This is a genomic window from Massilia sp. TWR1-2-2 (assembly GCF_049897565.1).
Classification (GTDB): Bacteria; Pseudomonadota; Gammaproteobacteria; order Burkholderiales; family Burkholderiaceae_D; genus JAFCUW01.
This window is the reverse complement of the sequence record NZ_JAFCWM010000003.1, coordinates 16,961-32,937: the sequence shown is the minus strand read 5'-3', so window position 1 is coordinate 32,937 and position 15,977 is coordinate 16,961. Positions and strand designations below refer to the sequence as shown.

13 protein-coding genes are annotated in these 15,977 nt (G+C 64.1%); 4 read left to right on the top strand and 9 right to left on the bottom strand.

Translation table 11 applies throughout. The features are described from left to right. Window positions 1-44: 44 nt before the first annotated feature. The 9 genes from ACP7DD_RS03655 to uraH form a co-directional block, all read right to left on the bottom strand. Complete coding sequence (locus ACP7DD_RS03655; RefSeq protein ID WP_426173351.1) at window positions 45-443, bottom strand: VOC family protein; 399 nt, start codon at window positions 441-443, stop codon at window positions 45-47. Between the two features lie 205 nt (window positions 444-648). Continuing rightward, on the bottom strand, window positions 649-1,878 hold the full coding sequence (locus ACP7DD_RS03650; protein WP_426173350.1) for a type II secretion system F family protein: 1,230 nt from the start codon (window positions 1,876-1,878) through the stop codon (window positions 649-651). Between the two features lie 11 nt (window positions 1,879-1,889). Further along, window positions 1,890-3,575, bottom strand: a complete 1,686-nt coding sequence (gene pilB, locus ACP7DD_RS03645) for a type IV-A pilus assembly ATPase PilB (protein ID WP_426173349.1) — start codon at window positions 3,573-3,575, stop codon at window positions 1,890-1,892. A gap of 221 nt (window positions 3,576-3,796) precedes the next feature. Continuing rightward, on the bottom strand, window positions 3,797-5,086 hold the full coding sequence (locus tag ACP7DD_RS03640) for an HlyC/CorC family transporter (RefSeq protein ID WP_426173348.1): 1,290 nt from the start codon (window positions 5,084-5,086) through the stop codon (window positions 3,797-3,799). Window positions 5,087-5,468: 382 nt separating this feature from the next. Continuing rightward, window positions 5,469-7,019 carry a methyl-accepting chemotaxis protein gene (locus ACP7DD_RS03635; RefSeq protein WP_426173347.1) on the bottom strand — a complete coding sequence of 517 codons (1,551 nt, stop codon included), beginning with the start codon at window positions 7,017-7,019 and terminating at the stop codon, window positions 5,469-5,471. 88 nt (window positions 7,020-7,107) lie between these two features. Next, window positions 7,108-7,506: a hypothetical protein gene (locus tag ACP7DD_RS03630; RefSeq protein ID WP_426173582.1), complete on the bottom strand. Its 399-nt coding sequence runs from the start codon at window positions 7,504-7,506 to the stop codon at window positions 7,108-7,110. Between the two features lie 20 nt (window positions 7,507-7,526). Next, window positions 7,527-8,780 carry a hypothetical protein gene (locus tag ACP7DD_RS03625; protein ID WP_426173346.1) on the bottom strand — a complete coding sequence of 418 codons (1,254 nt, stop codon included), beginning with the start codon at window positions 8,778-8,780 and terminating at the stop codon, window positions 7,527-7,529. A 223-nt stretch (window positions 8,781-9,003) separates the two neighbouring features. Then, window positions 9,004-9,564, bottom strand: coding sequence for an ATP-dependent Clp protease proteolytic subunit (locus ACP7DD_RS03620; RefSeq protein WP_426173345.1), 561 nt, complete (start codon window positions 9,562-9,564; stop codon window positions 9,004-9,006). Between the two features lie 71 nt (window positions 9,565-9,635). Then, window positions 9,636-9,989, bottom strand: coding sequence for a hydroxyisourate hydrolase (gene uraH / locus ACP7DD_RS03615; RefSeq protein ID WP_426173344.1), 354 nt, complete (start codon window positions 9,987-9,989; stop codon window positions 9,636-9,638). A 106-nt stretch (window positions 9,990-10,095) separates the two neighbouring features. On the opposite strand from uraH, the gene puuE reads away from it, so the two are divergent. The 4 genes from puuE to xdhC all read left to right on the top strand — a co-directional run bounded on the left by puuE (window position 10,096) and on the right by xdhC (window position 15,950). Continuing rightward, the gene (gene puuE, locus ACP7DD_RS03610; protein ID WP_426173343.1) at window positions 10,096-11,046 is read left to right on the top strand and encodes an allantoinase PuuE; all 951 of its coding nucleotides are present in this window, start codon (window positions 10,096-10,098) and stop codon (window positions 11,044-11,046) included. Between the two features lie 76 nt (window positions 11,047-11,122). Beyond that, a complete protein-coding gene (gene xdhA, locus ACP7DD_RS03605; protein WP_426173342.1) occupies window positions 11,123-12,616 on the top strand; it encodes a xanthine dehydrogenase small subunit in 1,494 nt (497 codons plus the stop codon). Next, window positions 12,613-14,952 carry a xanthine dehydrogenase molybdopterin binding subunit gene (xdhB, locus tag ACP7DD_RS03600; RefSeq protein WP_426173341.1) on the top strand — a complete coding sequence of 780 codons (2,340 nt, stop codon included), beginning with the start codon at window positions 12,613-12,615 and terminating at the stop codon, window positions 14,950-14,952. The genes xdhA and xdhB overlap by 4 nt, the downstream gene beginning before the upstream one ends. Then, window positions 14,952-15,950: a xanthine dehydrogenase accessory protein XdhC gene (gene xdhC / locus ACP7DD_RS03595; RefSeq protein ID WP_426173581.1), complete on the top strand. Its 999-nt coding sequence runs from the start codon at window positions 14,952-14,954 to the stop codon at window positions 15,948-15,950. The genes xdhB and xdhC overlap by 1 nt, the downstream gene beginning before the upstream one ends. Window positions 15,951-15,977 lie beyond the last annotated feature (27 nt).

Here is a 15,977-nt window from a genome sequence, read left to right as displayed (position 1 = left end):
CAGGTCATGCACATTAATCCGATTTCTCATGTGCGTAAGTTGTATCAAGCTTCTGACGCCGTCCAGACCAGGTTCCACAGGTGGCCATCGATATCCTCGAAGCCCTGGTCATACATAAAGCCGTGGTCTTCGGGAGGATGCGGGGTGCGGCCACCCGCGGCAACGGCCTTGGCGATCAGGCTGTCCACCTCTTCCCGGCTTTCGCAACTCAGGCAGATGACGACTTCATTCGCTTCTCTTGCATTCGCGACGGGCTTGTCGATCAGGGACTGGAAGAAGGGTTCGGACGTCAGCATGGCCTGGATGGTGCCGTCGACGATGTTCATGAAAGCTGCGTTCTCTCCGCTAAATCGGGCAACGAAGGTAAAGCCGAGAGCGGAAAAGAAGGCCTTCGATTTTTCCAGGTCCTTCACGGGCAGGTTGAGGATGATCTGTTTGTTCATGGCGTCCCCTTGGATTCTTTCAAATTGAGATGTCCGCTGCTGGCTGACTAAGGCCCGTCACGACTTTATCTCATCTGACAGCGGCTGTCTGCTCAAGACTGATTGTCGTGGTGACGAGCATATGCAAGGTGCGAAAGATCACGCAGCAAAAGAAAAACGCACCATAGCGGTGCGTTTTTTGCTTGTTCGACGCGATTTACAAGCTTTAAACCACCGAGCCGAGCTTGAAGATAGGCAGGTACATGGCAATCACCAGGCCGCCGATCAGCACGCCGAGAATGACCATGATCAACGGCTCCATCAGCGACGACAGCGCGGCGACGGCTTCGTCGACTTCCTCCTCGAAGAAGTCGGCGACCTTGCTCAGCATGGAATCGAGCGCGCCCGACTCTTCGCCGATCGCCACCATCTGCGTCACCAGGTTCGGGAACACGTTGGCATTTTGCATCGCTACCGTCAGGCTGGTGCCGGTGGAAACTTCATTTTGAATCTTGCGCGTGGCGTCGAGGTAGACCGCGTTGCCGGCGGCGCCGCCGACCGAGTCGAGCGCTTCGACCAGCGGCACGCCGGCGGCAAACATGGTTGCCAGCGTGCGCGTCCAGCGCGCGATCGCCGCCTTGCGGATCACGGTGCCGAAAATCGGCGCCTTCAGCAGCGCGATGTCCATGAAGCGCTGCACCTTCAGCGAGCGCTGCCAGGCCTGGAAGAAGAAATAGATGGTGCCGCCGATGATGCCGAAAATGGCCCACCACCATTGCACGAAGAATTCGGAAATGCCCATCACAACCAGCGTTGGCGCCGGCAGGTTGGCGCCAAAGCTGGCAAACACCGATTTAAACGCCGGCACCACCCAGATCATGATGACGGCAGTCACCACGAACGCGATCGCCAGGATCGACACCGGATACATCAGCGCCGACTTGATCTTCGCCTTGATGGCCAGCGTCTTCTCTTTGTAGATGGCCAGGCGCGTCAGCAGGTCTTCCAGGATACCGGCTTGCTCGCCGGCGCCGACCAGGTTGCAAAACAGCGGGTCGAAATACAGCGGATACTTGCGAAATGCGTTGTTCAGGCTGGTGCCGGTCTCGATGTCCGAGCGCAGGTCCATGATCAGCTTCGACATCGACGGATTGGCGTGGCCCTTGCCGACGATGTCGAACGATTGCAGCAGAGGAACGCCGGCCTTCATCATCGTTGCCAGCTGGCGGGTGAACAGCGCGATGTCCTTGCCGCTGATTTTCTTGCCGCTGCGGTAGACCTTCTTCTTGATCTTGGTGACCATCACGCCCTGGCGGCGCAAGGTGACGTTGACAATGGCCTCGCCGCCGGCGCGCAGTTCGCCGCGCACGGTCTTGCCGGACTTGTCTTTGCCTTCCCAGGAGTAGACCGATTCCTTGATGTGTGCCGAGCCGGCTTTCGATGTCGAGATTGCCATGATGATTTTTCCTATTCGTTTGTGCAGCCAAGCACTTCTTCCAGGCTCGTGAGCCCCTGCTTGACTTTCATCAGGCCGGAACGGCGCAGCGACTTCACGCCCTCCAGTTCCGACTGGGCCGCGATTTGCATCGAATTGCCATTGGCGAGAATAATTTGCTCGATGGCCGGCGTGATCGGCATGATCTGGTAGATGCCGACGCGGCCCTTGTAGCCACCGCCGAGGCAGCGGTCACAGCCGACCGGGCCATACGCTTTCCAGCCGCCTTCGAGTTCCTCCGGCCGAAAGCCCGCTGCCAGCAGGATCTCGCGGCTCGTCTCGACCGGCTGCTTGCAGGTGCACAGGCGGCGCGTCAGGCGCTGCGCGGTGATCATGATGACGGACGAGGCAATGTTGAACGGCGCCACGCCCATGTTCATCAGGCGCGTCAACGTCGACGGCGCGTCGTTGGTGTGCAGCGTGGAAAACACCATGTGGCCGGTCTGCGCCGCCTTGATGGCGATGTCGGCCGTCTCGAGGTCGCGGATCTCGCCGACCATGATGATGTCCGGATCCTGGCGCAGGAACGACTTGAGCGCGACCGGGAAAGTGAGGCCGGCGCGGTCGTTGACGTTGACCTGGTTCACGCCCGGCAGGTTGATCTCGGCCGGATCTTCCGCGGTGGAGATGTTGATGCCGGGCTTGTTGATGACGTTCAGGCAGGTGTACAGCGACACCGTCTTGCCCGAACCGGTCGGGCCGGTCACCAGCACCATGCCGTACGGCCGCTGGATCGCCTCCATCAGCAGTTCTTTCTGGTCCGGGTCGTAGCCGAGCGCGTCGATGCCCATCTGGGCCTGCGTGGCGTCGAGAATACGCATGACGGTTTTTTCACCGAACAGCGTCGGCAGCGTGCTGACCCGGAAGTCGATCGTCTTCACCGGCGACAGTACCAGGCGCATGCGGCCGTCCTGCGGCACGCGCTTCTCGGAGATGTCGAGCTTGGCGAGCACCTTGATGCGCGACACCAGCTTGTCGCGGATGGTGATCGGCGGCTGGGCGTGTTCGCGCAGCACGCCGTCGACGCGCAGGCGGATCCGGTAGAACTTTTCGAACGGCTCGAAGTGGATGTCGGACGCGCCCAGGTTGATCGCGTCCATCAGGATCTTGTTGAGGAACTTGACGATCGGCGCGTCTTCGATGTCGTTGCCCGCTTCGGGCACAGCCGCGGCGGGGGTGTCGTCGGCAAACTCGATGTCCTGCTCGTCGCCGGCCAGGTCCTGCAGGCTCTGCTCGGCGCTCTTGCCCAGCGTCGCCAGCAAGGCCAGCAGAGCGTCGTGCGGCACGATCACCGGTTCGACCGACGCTTCGCTCTGGAACTTGATCTGGTCGAGTGCCTGGCGGTTGGTCGGGTCCGAGATCGCCACCGACATCTTGTTGCCGCGCTTGGCCAGCGCGATGACCCGCTGCGCCTGCATCAGCTTGTCGTCGATCACTTTCGGCGGCAGCAGCGACACGTTGAAGCTGGCCAGGTCCATGATCGGATAGCCGAACGTTTCGCCGCAGAACGCCGCCAGCCCGCGCGAGTCGATCAGGCCGCTGGTAACGAGGGTGTCGATGAACAGCACCTTGTCGGCCAGCGCCTTCTTTTGCAGCGCATCGGCCTGCGCCGCGGTGAGGCGACCGGCTTGCGTGAGCGCGCGCGCCAATCCCGACATCGGAGTGCCTGAAGCCGTGTTGGGGATCACTGCTGCCATATGCGCGCGGGGTTGGGAGGGAGGATGGACAAAAATTCACCGGTCCACGACGGACGGTTTCGGCGAAACTGCATCAGATCATGCCTCCGGGCATCATTTTTGTAAAGGGTTTGTCGCAGGAAAGAGGCATGCATACCACGTAGACAAAATGGCATGCTGCCGGATGACGCGGCGTTGCCAGGTCAGGCCGGACGCTTGCCGGGCGGCCGCGTCAGCTTGACGACCTTGATCGACTGATTCTGCGCCTGTATCACTTCGATAACACAGTTGCCGATTTTGACACTGATTGCGGCGTCAGGTATTTCCTGCAACTCTTCCAGCAGCAGGCCGTTGAGGGTCTTCGGCCCGTCTACCGGGAAGTCCAGGTCGAGCCGCTTGTTGATGTCGCGCAGCGGGGTCGATCCTTCCAGCAGGCATTCGCCATTCGCATCCCAGCTGAACGATTCGCTGCGCGCCGCGCCCGGCACCGACGTCGTGAACTCGCCGATCATTTCCTCGATGATGTCTTCCAGCGTGACCAGGCCCTGCACTTCGCCGTATTCGTCGACGATGATGCCGAGCCGCTCCTTGTTCTCCTGGAAATACTGCAACTGCGTGAACACGCCGGTGTCTTGCGGGATGTAATAGGGCGCGCTGAGCAGTTCGCGGAAATGCTCGACCGTCAGTTCGTCCTCCTCGTTCAGCAGCGCCACCGCCTTGCGCACGTGCAGCACGCCGACGATCTGGTTGATTTCGCCTTCGTATACCAGCAGCATGTTGTGATAGCAGGTCGTCAGCTGGTGCTTGATCTCGTCGACCGGCACCGCCAGGTTCAGTGCCTCGATCTGCGAGCGCGGGGTCATGATGTCCTCGACCGAGATGGTTTCCAGGTCGAACAGGTTGAGCAGGATGCTTTTATGCTTCTGCGGAATGAAGTTACCGCCTTCCATCACGATCGAGCGCAGCTCGTCGGGCGAGACGCGGTGCTCGTCGGCATTGCCGCCCGACTTGATGCGCAACAACTTCAGAACCATGGTGACGAACAGGTTGACGAACCACAGCACCGGCTGCAATGCCGTCATCAGCGGCTTGAGCACGACGCTGCTGGCCAGCGCGATTTTCTCGGGATAGGTGGCGCCGATCACTTTCGGCGACACTTCGGCGAACACGATCAGCAGGAAGGCCAGCACCGCGGTAGCGATGACGAGCACGGTTTCCCCGGGGCCGAAGTGCAGGATGGCGATGGCGATCACCAGCGCGGTGGCCATGGCGTTGATCAGGGTATTGGCGATGAGTACCACCGACAACAGCTTGTCGGTGCGTTCCAGCAGCCACAGGGTCGTGATGGCGCCGCGGTGACCGCGCTTGGCCAGGTGGCGCAGCCGATACTTGTTGGCCGCCATCAACGCCGTTTCCGCCATGGCGAAAAAACCCGAGCACAGGATGAGGATGATGAGCGCGATGACCAGCGCCCAGATGGGCACGGTACTCAAGGCTCACCGACAGGAAAACAGCATGAAAACGCAGGGGACATCGCAGCGGGCCAGGCCCAGAAAGTCCGGCGCCAGGTGGCGGCCGCAGAGCGTTTGATTCTAAGGCACTCGCGCGCCTCTTGCAAGTTTGACCAGTGTCCGAGCGCGCACCCCGACGCTGGGGTCAGGTCTCTTAAGCAAACACCATAAGAGTGGAGCTTCCTAGAACCAGCAGTAATAAAGGTGCTTGCTTCGGGGCGATCTTCCAGTCCGTAAAATGCCCGTTTTGTAGCATGTACATGCTACGCCGGAAGCAGGACCAGCCGGATTTGTCCGTTGTCACAAGTGACCCCGTGGATTTGTCCGATTGTCAGACCTGACCCCAGGTTGCCGCGGGGTGAGATTAGCCGTACGTCAGCGCCGGCACTGTCGCCGAGGCGCCGGTCAGCTTGAATACGTTCAGCGCGACGCTGAGCTGGTTGGTCTGGTCCGTCAGCGATTCGGCGGCGGCCGACGCTTCCTCCACCAGCGCAGAGTTCTGCTGCGTCATCTCGTCCATGCTGACAACCGCGCGACCAATCTCGTCAATGCCGGCACTTTGTGCCTGGCTCGCCGCGCTGATCTCGACCATGATGTCGGCAACCTTGCGCACCGATTCCACGATTTGCCCCATCGTCAGGCCGGCCTCGTCGACCAGCGCGCTGCCGGCATTGACCTTGGCGACCGAGTCGCCGATCAGCTCCTTGATTTCCTTGGCGGCGCCTGCACTGCGCTGGGCCAGGTTGCGCACTTCCGCCGCCACCACCGCAAAGCCGCGTCCCTGCTCGCCGGCCCGCGCCGCTTCGACTGCGGCATTGAGCGCCAGGATGTTGGTCTGGAACGCGATACCGTCGATCACCGAAATGATGTCGACAATCTTTTTCGCCGATGTATTGATGTCGCCCATCGTCGTGACCACGCCGCTGACGACCTGGCCGCCGCGGGTGGCGATGCTCGAAGCGTCGATCACCAGCTGGTTGGCCTGGCTGGCGTTGCCGGCATTCTGGCGCACGGTGCCGGTCAGCGCTTCGATGGCCCGCGACGTCTGGTCCAGGCTTCCCGCTTGCGATTCGGTGCGGCTGGCCAGGTCGGCGTTGCCACTGGCAATTTCCGCACTGGCGGTCTGGATCGTCTCGGCCGACAGCTTGATCTCGGCCACCATCGTGCCGAGCCGCGTGCGCATTTCTTTCAGCGCCGCCAGCAGGCTGCTGCGGTCGCCAGCATCGGTCACAATCTCCATCGACAGGTCGCCGTCGGCCACCGCGCGCGCGATCTGGCGCGCATATTCGGGCTCGCCGCCGAGCTGCTGCCAGATGGCGCGCACGACGAAAAACGACACCAGCGCCAGGCTCGCCACCACCACCAGCGCGGTCAGCACCATCGCGCTGACAACCTTGCGCACGCTCGCTTCGCTGTTGGCGATGCCGGCCTTGAATTGCTGCTGCGCCGCCGCGTTGGTCTTGGCCAGGTCCGCGTTCAGGGTCGCCAGCGTGCTCTGCATGCGCGCGACGGTCGCCTGCGGATCGCCTTCTTCCATTTCCAGCATGATCTTCGCGGCCGACAGCGCCGGCGCGTAATAGGCGTCGAATTCCTTGGTGAGCCGTTCGCCGTTGCCGGCCTGGCCGTCGATCTTGCCGAACGCGGCAATCTTGGCGCGCAGCTTGCCGGCCTGCTCGCCGACCTGGGCGATCCGCGCCTTGTCGCCTTCGGTGACGGCGTCGCGCAGCGCATCGGCCACGGCGCCGACATCGAGCGTGATAGTCTTGGCAGCGTCGAGCACCGGATAATCGACTTGTTCTGTCATGCGGATCGACCCGAGCGCGCCCGTCGCGATGGTCGCGCTGGCGGCTACGCCGAGGCCGAAAATGATGGTCGAGATGACCGGTAATGCCCAAATCCTGCGCTTGATATTCATCTTGCTTCCTGAGTTGGAACAGGCCTGTCGCGCCGCGAACGCGGCGGGATAGGCCCGGTACTGCTAGCTGGAACTGGCTTGAACCAAATTACGGTGCCGTCAGCACAACCTTGACGGTGGCGTCAACCGCGCTTTTTTCGATGTACCCGATCGCTTTCGGATCGGCGGCAGCGGCTTTCTTGACGTCGGCGCTGCCGGCAACTTCCTTCGGCAAGGTCGCCTTGCCGGTAAACACCAGCTTCGACCACAGCGCCTTCGCCTGCGATGCTTCCTTGTCGGCCACTTTCTTGTAGAACTCGTTGCGAATCGCCGAGCTTTCCGGCTGGTCGATCGGTGTCATCGCCGACGATTTGCCGAGGAAGAACTGGGCGACCTGCTCGTTCGTCATGGTGGCGGCCGGGCTCTTGGCGCCAACCACGACGACCACTTCGGCGAACGAGGGAGCGGCAGCCGAAATGAGTGCGGCGGCCAGTGCGGTTTTAAACATGGAATGCATTGAAAAAATCCTTAGAAAACGAAGTCGACGGCAACGGCGCCGACGGTGACCGGGCCGGTAAAGCTGGCGGCAGGGACGAGAAACAGGCCCTGACCATGCTGAGGCTTGACGCGATCGATCTGTACTTTTAGTGCGGCCGAGCGGTGGAAGTCCCAGCGCACGCCGATGGTGTCGGTCTGCTGCTGGCCCTGCGCGCCCGTGGTCGACAGGCGCGTCACGCCGGCCGACAGCGCCTGCAACGTTGGCGTGCACGCGGCCGGGTAGCCGGCCGGGCAGGCAGCCGGCACGGTATTGGCGACGATGCCATCGCGTTTCAGGCTGGCGTGGCTGGCGTACGGCAGGAATTTGCCGATGCGGTAGCCGGCCATCAGGTACCACGAGCTGGTGTCGTTGATGTAACTGTCGGTCTTGCGCTTGGCGTACTCGGTCTGCACCAGCACGTTGTTCCAGTCGAGGATCGCGCCTGCCGAGCTGAACGAAGTTTGCTTCTTGTTCACCGACAGCGCATCGGCCAGCGGCGCCAGCTGGGCGATACGGTAGCCGGCGCCGGCGCTGCGCAGGCTGCTCAGCAGCGTGTTCAGCGAGACCGAGTCGTCGATCGACACCTTGGCGCGCGCGTGGCCTAGGCGTACCGTCAACGGACCGTGCTCGGCCACAAGGTTCAGCGCCGTCAGCAGGTCGGTTTCGAGATGCAATGCCGGACCGAGCGCAGGCCTGGTCTTGCCCAGTGCCAGCTGGGTCGTGATGGTAGTGTCGCCGATGCTGTGCTGGAACGTGCCGTCGATGCCGTCGATGGTGTCGAACGGCACCTGCGAATACACTTCCGCCGGCGGACGCACCATCGTGTTGGCGTAGCCGACGTTGCGGTAGTCCGAGATCATGAACACCGGCAGGCCCATGCGGCCGACGCGCACGCTGAAGCGGTCCGACACCTTCATTTTGGCAAACGCCCACGACAGGTCGGCGCCGTAGCCTTCTTCGGCATCCTTGCGCACCAGGCCCTGCACGGTGCCGGACAGCCAGTTGTTGATCTCGACCGATGCCTGCAGGCCCAGGTTCGAATCGACGCCGCTGCGCGGATCCTTGCGCACGCCGCTGGCCTGGTTCGGCCGGGCAAATTCAGCGTCATCGGAATTGGTCCAGGTCAGCGCACCGGTGCCGAAGCCGCTGATCTTGACCGTCGGGGAGGCGCCGGCATCCTGCGCAAAGGCGCTGGACACTGCCAGTGGAAGGGCCAAAAGGGTAGCGATAAAACGTTTGTTCATAGGAGCGCCTGTAGCTTCTGCAACATAGGGGAATGTCTGGGGTGGGGTAGAAGCGCGGCGGCAGTTGTTGGGCCGTTGCGCGAAGTTGAAGATTGATTTTACTCAATTGCGCGAAGTTACCGCAAGCAATTTATTGTGCCGTTTGGAAATTCTTGTCCTCAGTTAAGTTTTTGTGGCGAAATTGGAACGTTCGTGCGCCTGTTGCGCATCCCTCGAAATGCGCCTAGCCGTTCCACCAGTGCGACGTTTCGCCCGACGTCGGCAGGCGCGTCTGCTGCGTTTCGTGCGTGATGCCGGCCGCCCGCGCCTGGTTGGCGTCAAAGATGCGGGCGTTGCCGAACAGGTGGGTGCGGATGTCGTCCGGCTCGCCGGCGCCGGCGGTGGCTTCCTCGTAGATGGACGCGTAGCGCTCGGCATCGAAGTCGAGGCATTCTCGCCATTCGCTGACGCGCGAATGGTCTGCCGCGACCAGGTTGCCAAAGCCCCAGTGCAGCGGGTGCACCAGAAAGCGGGTGCCCGGACAGGCGTAGCGTTTGGCGCCGGCAAGGAAGATGACGACGCCGATCGATTCGACGCTGCCGATGTTGTGGGTCGACAAGGGAATCGGCAGCGACTTGAGGAAGAAGTACAGCGCGAAGCCGGCCGTCATGTTGCCGCCTTCGGTCGACATGTGCAGCTCGATTTCGGTGGCGCCGTTTTGCAGCGCTTGCAGGCACAAGTTGCGGATAGTACACACCGCATTGTGGTTGATCGGGCCGATGAAGTGAACGATATGCAAGGCCATATGCTTTCCTGACGCTTCGTTACAGCAAGAATACCAAACATTGCGTCCCGGCCGGCGTTTCTCCGAATCTGCTAGCTGCCGCGATAGGTCGAATACGACCACGGCGTAACCACCAGTGGCACATGGTAGTTCTGCTCGGCGTCGGCGATGCCGAACGCAATCGTCACCTCGTCGATGAAGCGCGGCTCCGCCAGCACCACGCCGTGGGCGGCGAAATAGTCGCCGGCGGCAAACACCAGTTCGTAGCGGCCCGTGCGCATCGACTCGCCCTCCAGCAGCGGCGCGCCGCAGCGCCCGTCCGCGTTGGTGACGTCCGACTTGAGCAAGGTGCGTCCGTGCGCGCCGACAGCGTACAGCGCGATGCGCACGCCAGCGCCGGGCTTGCCCTGGGTGGTGTCGAGCACGTGCGTACTAAGTTTTCCCATCATGGTTCCTATGCGGTCAGTTAATCTGGCTTGTCGCGCAGATCATAACCCCAACTGTTGCGATCAATATATGATGACAAATATACTGACCTTGCCGAAGCCACCAATGAGCACCTACGACAACTATCCGCGCGACTTGGCCGGCTACGGCCGCAACCCGCCTCATCCGGCCTGGCCGGGGCAGGCGCGCATCGCGCTGCAATTCGTCCTCAATTACGAGGAGGGCGGCGAAAACAATGTGCTGCACGGCGACGCCGCATCCGAAACCTTCCTGTCCGAAATCATCGGCGCGGCAGCGTTTCCGATGCGCCACATGAGCATGGAGTCGCTGTACGAATACGGTTCGCGCGCCGGCCTGTGGCGCGTGCTGCGCCTGTTCGAGCAGCGCCGCATGCCGCTCACCGTGTTCGGCGTCGCGATGGCGCTCAAGCGCCATCCGGAAGCGGTGGCCGCCTTCACCGAGCTCGGCCACGAGATCGCCTGCCACGGCCTGAAGTGGATTTCGTACCAGAACATCGACGAGGCGACCGAACGGGCGCACATGGCCGAAGCGGTGCAGATCATCCGCGACCTGACCGGCGCCGCGCCGCTCGGCTGGTACACCGGGCGCGATTCGCCCAATACGCGCAGGCTGGTCGTCGAGCACGGCGGCTTCGCCTACGATGCCGACCATTACGGCGACGACCTGCCGTTCTGGCAGCAAGTGGACACCGCCGCCGGCGTCAAGCCGCAGCTGATCGTGCCGTACACGCTAGACAGCAACGACATGCGCTTTGCCGCCATGCAGGGCTTCAATTCCGGCACCCAGTTCTTCGACTACCTGAAAGACTCGTTCGACACGCTGTACGCCGAAGCCGACCCTGCCGGCCTGAACCAGCCGAAGATGCTGTCGATCGGCCTGCATTGCCGCATCGTCGGCCGTCCAGGTCGCGCCGCGGCGCTGGCGCGCTTCCTCGATTACGTCCAGCAGCACGACAAGGTATGGATCGCGCGCCGCATCGACATTGCCGAGCACTGGCGCGCCACCCATCCGTTCAGTATTGCTGAGGCGATATAAGCGACATCAGTATTTGCATATAGTTGGAGGTGCGCGCGGTGTTAACCTAGCAAGCTGGCAGAAAACCGAGGCAAGCATGTCAGATCCAATTCGTTTCTATTTTCAAGGCAAGGTCCGCCAGCTCGACGGCGTGGCGCCGACCCGCACCGTGCTGCAGCATTTGCGCGAGGATCTGCATTGCACCGGCACCAAGGAAGGCTGCGCCGAAGGCGACTGCGGCGCCTGCACGGTCGTTATCGGCTCGCTGGAAAACGGCGCGCTCGAGCTGAAGGCCGTCAATTCCTGCATCCAGTTCGCCGCCACGCTCGACGGCAAGGCGCTGTTCTCGGTCGAAGACCTGCAGCAGCCCGACGGCGCGCTCCACCCGGTCCAGCAGGCGATCGTCGAATGCCACGGCTCCCAGTGCGGCTTCTGCACGCCGGGCTTCGTCATGTCGCTGTGGGGCATGTACCTGAAACAGGATCTGATGCGGGAAAACACGCAGCCAAGCCGCTGCCAGGTCGACGACGCGCTCTCGGGCAACCTGTGCCGCTGCACCGGCTACCGCCCGATCATCGACGCGGCCCGCCGCATGGGCGAACTGCCCCCGGTCGCCTTCGACCGCGCCGCGCTCGCCGCCCAGCTGCTCGAACTGCGCCGCGAGCAGCTGGCCACCTACAGCGCCGGCGGCACCAGCTTCTTCGCCCCGCGCACGCTCGACGAACTGGCCGAGGTGCGCGCCGCCCACCCTGCCGCGCTGCTGCTGGCCGGCTCCACCGACATCGGCCTGTGGGTCACCAAGCAGCTGCGCGACATCGGCGACATCATCTACCTCGGCCACGTCGATGCGCTCAAGGCCGTCACCGAGGCCGGCGGCTTCATCGACATCGGCGCCGGCGCCACGCTGGAAGACGCCTACCGCGCCATCTGCAAGCACTATCCCGACCAGCTGTCCGAAATGTGGCAGCGCTTCGCCTCGCTGCCGATCCGCAATGCCGGCACCTTGGGCGGCAACGTCGCCAACGGCTCGCCGATCGGCGACTCGATGCCGTGGCTGATCGCGCTCGGCGCCGAACTGGTGCTGCGCGGCCCGGCCGGCGTGCGCGCCATGCCGCTCGAAGCGTTCTATCTCGGCTATCAGAAGAAGGACCTGCGGGCCGGCGAATTCGTCCAGGCGGTGCGCGTGCCGATGCCGCGGGCCGGCGTCCAGTTCCGCACCTACAAGCTGGCCAAGCGCTTCGACCAGGACATCTCGGCGGTGTGCGCCGCCTTTGCGTTGCGCATCGACGGCGGCGTTGTCGCCCACGCCCGCATCGCCTTCGGCGGCATGGCCGCCACCCCGCAGCGCGCCGCCCGCACCGAAGCACTGCTGCAAGGACGCCAGTGGAGCGAAGCGACGCTGCGTGAAGCGATGGCGATGCTGGCCGTCGACTATGCGCCGCTGTCGGACATGCGCGCCTCCAGCGGCTACCGCATGAAGGCCGCGCAAAACCTGCTGCGCCGCTTCTGGTTCGAGACGCGCGGCGAGAATCCACTGGCGCCCGCCGACGTCAACGCCTTTGCCAGGCGCATCGAAGGAGCATCAGCATGAACGACGCCGGCGTCCCCGTCCTGAAAGAAGCCGCATGGCGCGCCGTCGGCGTGCCGCGCGCGCATGAATCGGCCACGCTGCACGTGCTCGGCCAGGCCACCTACACCGACGATATCCCGGAAGTGCAGGGCACCGTGCATGGCGCGCTCGGCTTGTCGAGCAAGGCGCATGCGCGCATTGTCTCGACCGATTTTGCCCGCGTGCGCGCCGCCGCCGGCGTGCTGGCGGTGTACGCCGTCGGCGACATCCCCGGCCTGAACGACTGCGGCCCGATCATCCACGACGACCCGGTCTTCGCCGACGGCGTCGTCATGTACGTCGGCCAGCCGATCTTCATCGTCGTCGCCGAAACGCACGGCCAGGCCCGCCGCGCCGCGCGCCTGGCCGACATCGTGTATGAAGAGCTGCCCGCCATCCTGACCCCGCAGGCGGCCAAGGCCGCGCAGTCGTACGTGCTGCCGCCGATGCGTTTGGCGCGTGGCGAATTCAGGCAGGCGTTCGAGCAGGCGCCGCACAAGGTCAGGGGCGAGCTGTATGTCGGCGGCCAGGAGCAGTTCTACCTCGAAGGCCAGATCGCCTACGCGGTGCCGAAGGAAGACAAGGGCATGCTCGTGCTGTGCTCGACCCAGCACCCGAGCGAAATGCAGCACGTCGTCGCCCACGCGCTGGGACTGCACTCGCACCACATCGTCGTCGAATGCCGGCGCATGGGCGGCGGCTTCGGCGGCAAGGAATCGCAGTCGGCGCTATGGTGCGCGGCCGCGGCCATCGCCGCCTTCAATCTCAAGCGCCCGGTCAAGCTGCGCGCCGACCGCGACGACGACATGCTCGTCACCGGCAAGCGCCACTGCTTCCATTACGACTACGAAGTCGGCTACGACGGCGACGGCAGGATCGCCGCCGCCCGCGTCGACATGGTCACCCGCGCCGGCTATTCGGCCGACCTGTCCGGTCCCGTCGCCACGCGCGCCGTCTGCCACTTCGACAATACCTATTACCTGTCCGACGTCGAGATCCTGGCCGCCTGCGGCAAGACCAACACGCAGTCGAACACCGCGTTTCGCGGCTTCGGCGGGCCGCAGGGCGCCATCGCCATCGAATACGTCATCGACGAAATCGCCCGCAACCTCGGCCGCGATCCGCTCGACATCCGGCGCCTCAATTTCTATGGCGGCGAAGGCCGCAACGTCACGCCCTACGGCCAGGTCGTCATCGACAACGTCATCGGCGACCTGGTGGCCGAACTGGAAGCGAGCAGCGACTACCGCGCCCGCCGCGAAGGCGTAGCCGCCTTCAACCGCGCCAGCCCGGTACTCAAAAAAGGCCTGGCGCTCACGCCGGTCAAGTTCGGCATCGCCTTCAACGTCACCCACCTGAATCAGGCGGGCGCGCTGGTACACGTATATGTCGACGGCTCGATCCTGGTCAACCACGGCGGCACCGAGATGGGGCAGGGCATCAACACCAAGGTGATGCAGGTCGTCGCGCATGAACTGGGCGTCGACATGGCGCACGTGCGCGCCACCGCCACCGACACCAGCAAGGTCGCCAATACCTCCGCCACCGCCGCGTCGACCGGCGCGGACCTGAACGGCAAGGCCGCGCAGGACGCCGCCCGCCAGATCCGTGAACGCCTGGCCGCCTATGCGGTCGAACTGTATGGAGGCGACGTGGAGGCAGTGCGCTTCGCTGCCGACATGGTGTTCGTCAATGGCCACGAGGTGCGCTTTCCGGAGCTGGTGCAAAAAGCCTACCTGGCCCGCGTGCAGCTGTGGTCCGACGGTTACTACGCTACCCCGGGCCTGCACTGGGATCCCAAAACCATGAGCGGCAATCCGTTCTCGTACTTTGCCTATGGCGCGGCGGTGTCCGAAGTGGTGGTCGATACGCTCACCGGCGAATTCAAGCTGCTGCGCGCCGACGTGCTTTACGACGCCGGCCGCTCGCTCAACCCGGCCATCGACATCGGCCAGGTCGAAGGCGCCTTCATCCAGGGCATGGGCTGGCTGACCACCGAGGAACTGTGGTGGAACGAAGGAGGCAAGCTGATGACGCATGCACCGTCGACCTACAAGATACCCGGCGTGTCCGACTGCCCGGACGATTTCCGCGTCGCGCTGTACAACAACAGCAACGCCACCGACAGCATCCACCGCTCCAAGGCTGTCGGCGAGCCGCCGCTGCTGCTGCCGTTTTCGGTGTTTTTCGCGATCCGCGACGCCGTCTCGTCGGTCGGCGAGCACAAGGTCAACCCGCCGCTGAACGCGCCGGCCACCAGCGAAGAAATCCTCAACGCCATCGCCGCCGTCGAAGCGGCGGTGGCGCAGGGCGCATGATGAACGAATGGATCATCGCCTCGCGCGAGCCGGCGGTGCTGGTCACGGTCGCCATCGCCGAGGGCTCGGTCCCGCGCGAGCCTGGCGCGCGCATGCTGGTCACGGCCGCGCAGGTGGTCGCCACCATCGGCGGCGGCCACCTCGAGCTGCGCGCCATCGAGACGGCGCGCGCGATGTTGCGCAATGCCGCGCCGCGCCACTTCGAACGCTTCGCGCTTGGGCCCAGCCTCGGTCAATGCTGCGGTGGTGTGGTGCACCTCGCTTTCGAGCTGGTCGAGCCGGCGCAGGCTGCGCTGCTGTCCGAGCGTCGCGGCGCCGACAGCTGGCGCCTGGCCGCGCTTGACGGCGCCGCCGACAGCGCGCTGTTCGACGCCGCCGGCAGCCAGCTGCACGGCGCGCCCGCGCCGGTATTCGCGCGCGGCCGCGGCACCCACGTCATGCAGGAGCAGGACGGGCGCCGCTGGCTCGTCGCTCAGGTGGCCGCGCCGCGCGCCCACGTGATGCTGTTCGGCGCCGGCCACGTCGGCGCCGCGGTTGTGCGGGCGATGGCGCACCTGCCATGCACGCTGACGTGGGTCGACGAACGCGAAGACATGTTCCCGCCGGCGCTGCCCGACAACGTGCGCGTCGAAGCGACCGACGCGCCCGAAGACCTGGTGGCCGGTGCGCCCGACGGCGCCAGCTACCTCGTCATGACCCATAGCCATGCGCTCGACCAGCGCCTCGCTTGCGCGATCCTGGCGCGGCCGGCGGTCGGCTGGTTTGGCCTGATCGGCTCCCACACCAAGCGCAAGCAGTTCGAGCACCGGCTGCGCGCGCGCGGCTTCGACGCCGCCCGCATCGACGCGATGGCATGTCCGATCGGCTTGCCTGGAATCACTGGCAAGGAGCCGGCGGTGATTGCCGCCTCGGTATCGGCGCAACTGTTGACGCTGTGGGAAGCGGCATCCCGCGCCGACGCTGGCGCGCCCCCGATTAGGCTGGTAGGCTCCTGCTGAGCGCAACAAGTAAGACAGAAAGAAACT

Bases quoted from the DNA above. Each gene is read 5' to 3' on its own strand.
- ACP7DD_RS03655 (WP_426173351.1), bottom strand. From the start codon at position 443: ATGAACAAACAGATCATCCTCAACCTGCCCGTGAAGGACCTGGAAAAA.
- ACP7DD_RS03650 (WP_426173350.1), bottom strand. From the start codon at position 1,878: ATGGCAATCTCGACATCGAAAGCCGGCTCGGCACACATCAAGGAATCG.
- pilB (WP_426173349.1), bottom strand. From the start codon at position 3,575: ATGTCGGGATTGGCGCGCGCGCTCACGCAAGCCGGTCGCCTCACCGCG.
- ACP7DD_RS03635 (WP_426173347.1), bottom strand. From the start codon at position 7,019: ATGAATATCAAGCGCAGGATTTGGGCATTACCGGTCATCTCGACCATC.
- ACP7DD_RS03630 (WP_426173582.1), bottom strand. From the start codon at position 7,506: ATGTTTAAAACCGCACTGGCCGCCGCACTCATTTCGGCTGCCGCTCCC.
- ACP7DD_RS03625 (WP_426173346.1), bottom strand. From the start codon at position 8,780: ATGAACAAACGTTTTATCGCTACCCTTTTGGCCCTTCCACTGGCAGTG.
- ACP7DD_RS03620 (WP_426173345.1), bottom strand. From the start codon at position 9,564: ATGGCCTTGCATATCGTTCACTTCATCGGCCCGATCAACCACAATGCG.
- uraH (WP_426173344.1), bottom strand. From the start codon at position 9,989: ATGGGAAAACTTAGTACGCACGTGCTCGACACCACCCAGGGCAAGCCC.
- puuE (WP_426173343.1), top strand. From the start codon at position 10,096: ATGAGCACCTACGACAACTATCCGCGCGACTTGGCCGGCTACGGCCGC.
- xdhA (WP_426173342.1), top strand. From the start codon at position 11,123: ATGTCAGATCCAATTCGTTTCTATTTTCAAGGCAAGGTCCGCCAGCTC.
- xdhB (WP_426173341.1), top strand. From the start codon at position 12,613: ATGAACGACGCCGGCGTCCCCGTCCTGAAAGAAGCCGCATGGCGCGCC.
- xdhC (WP_426173581.1), top strand. From the start codon at position 14,952: ATGAACGAATGGATCATCGCCTCGCGCGAGCCGGCGGTGCTGGTCACG.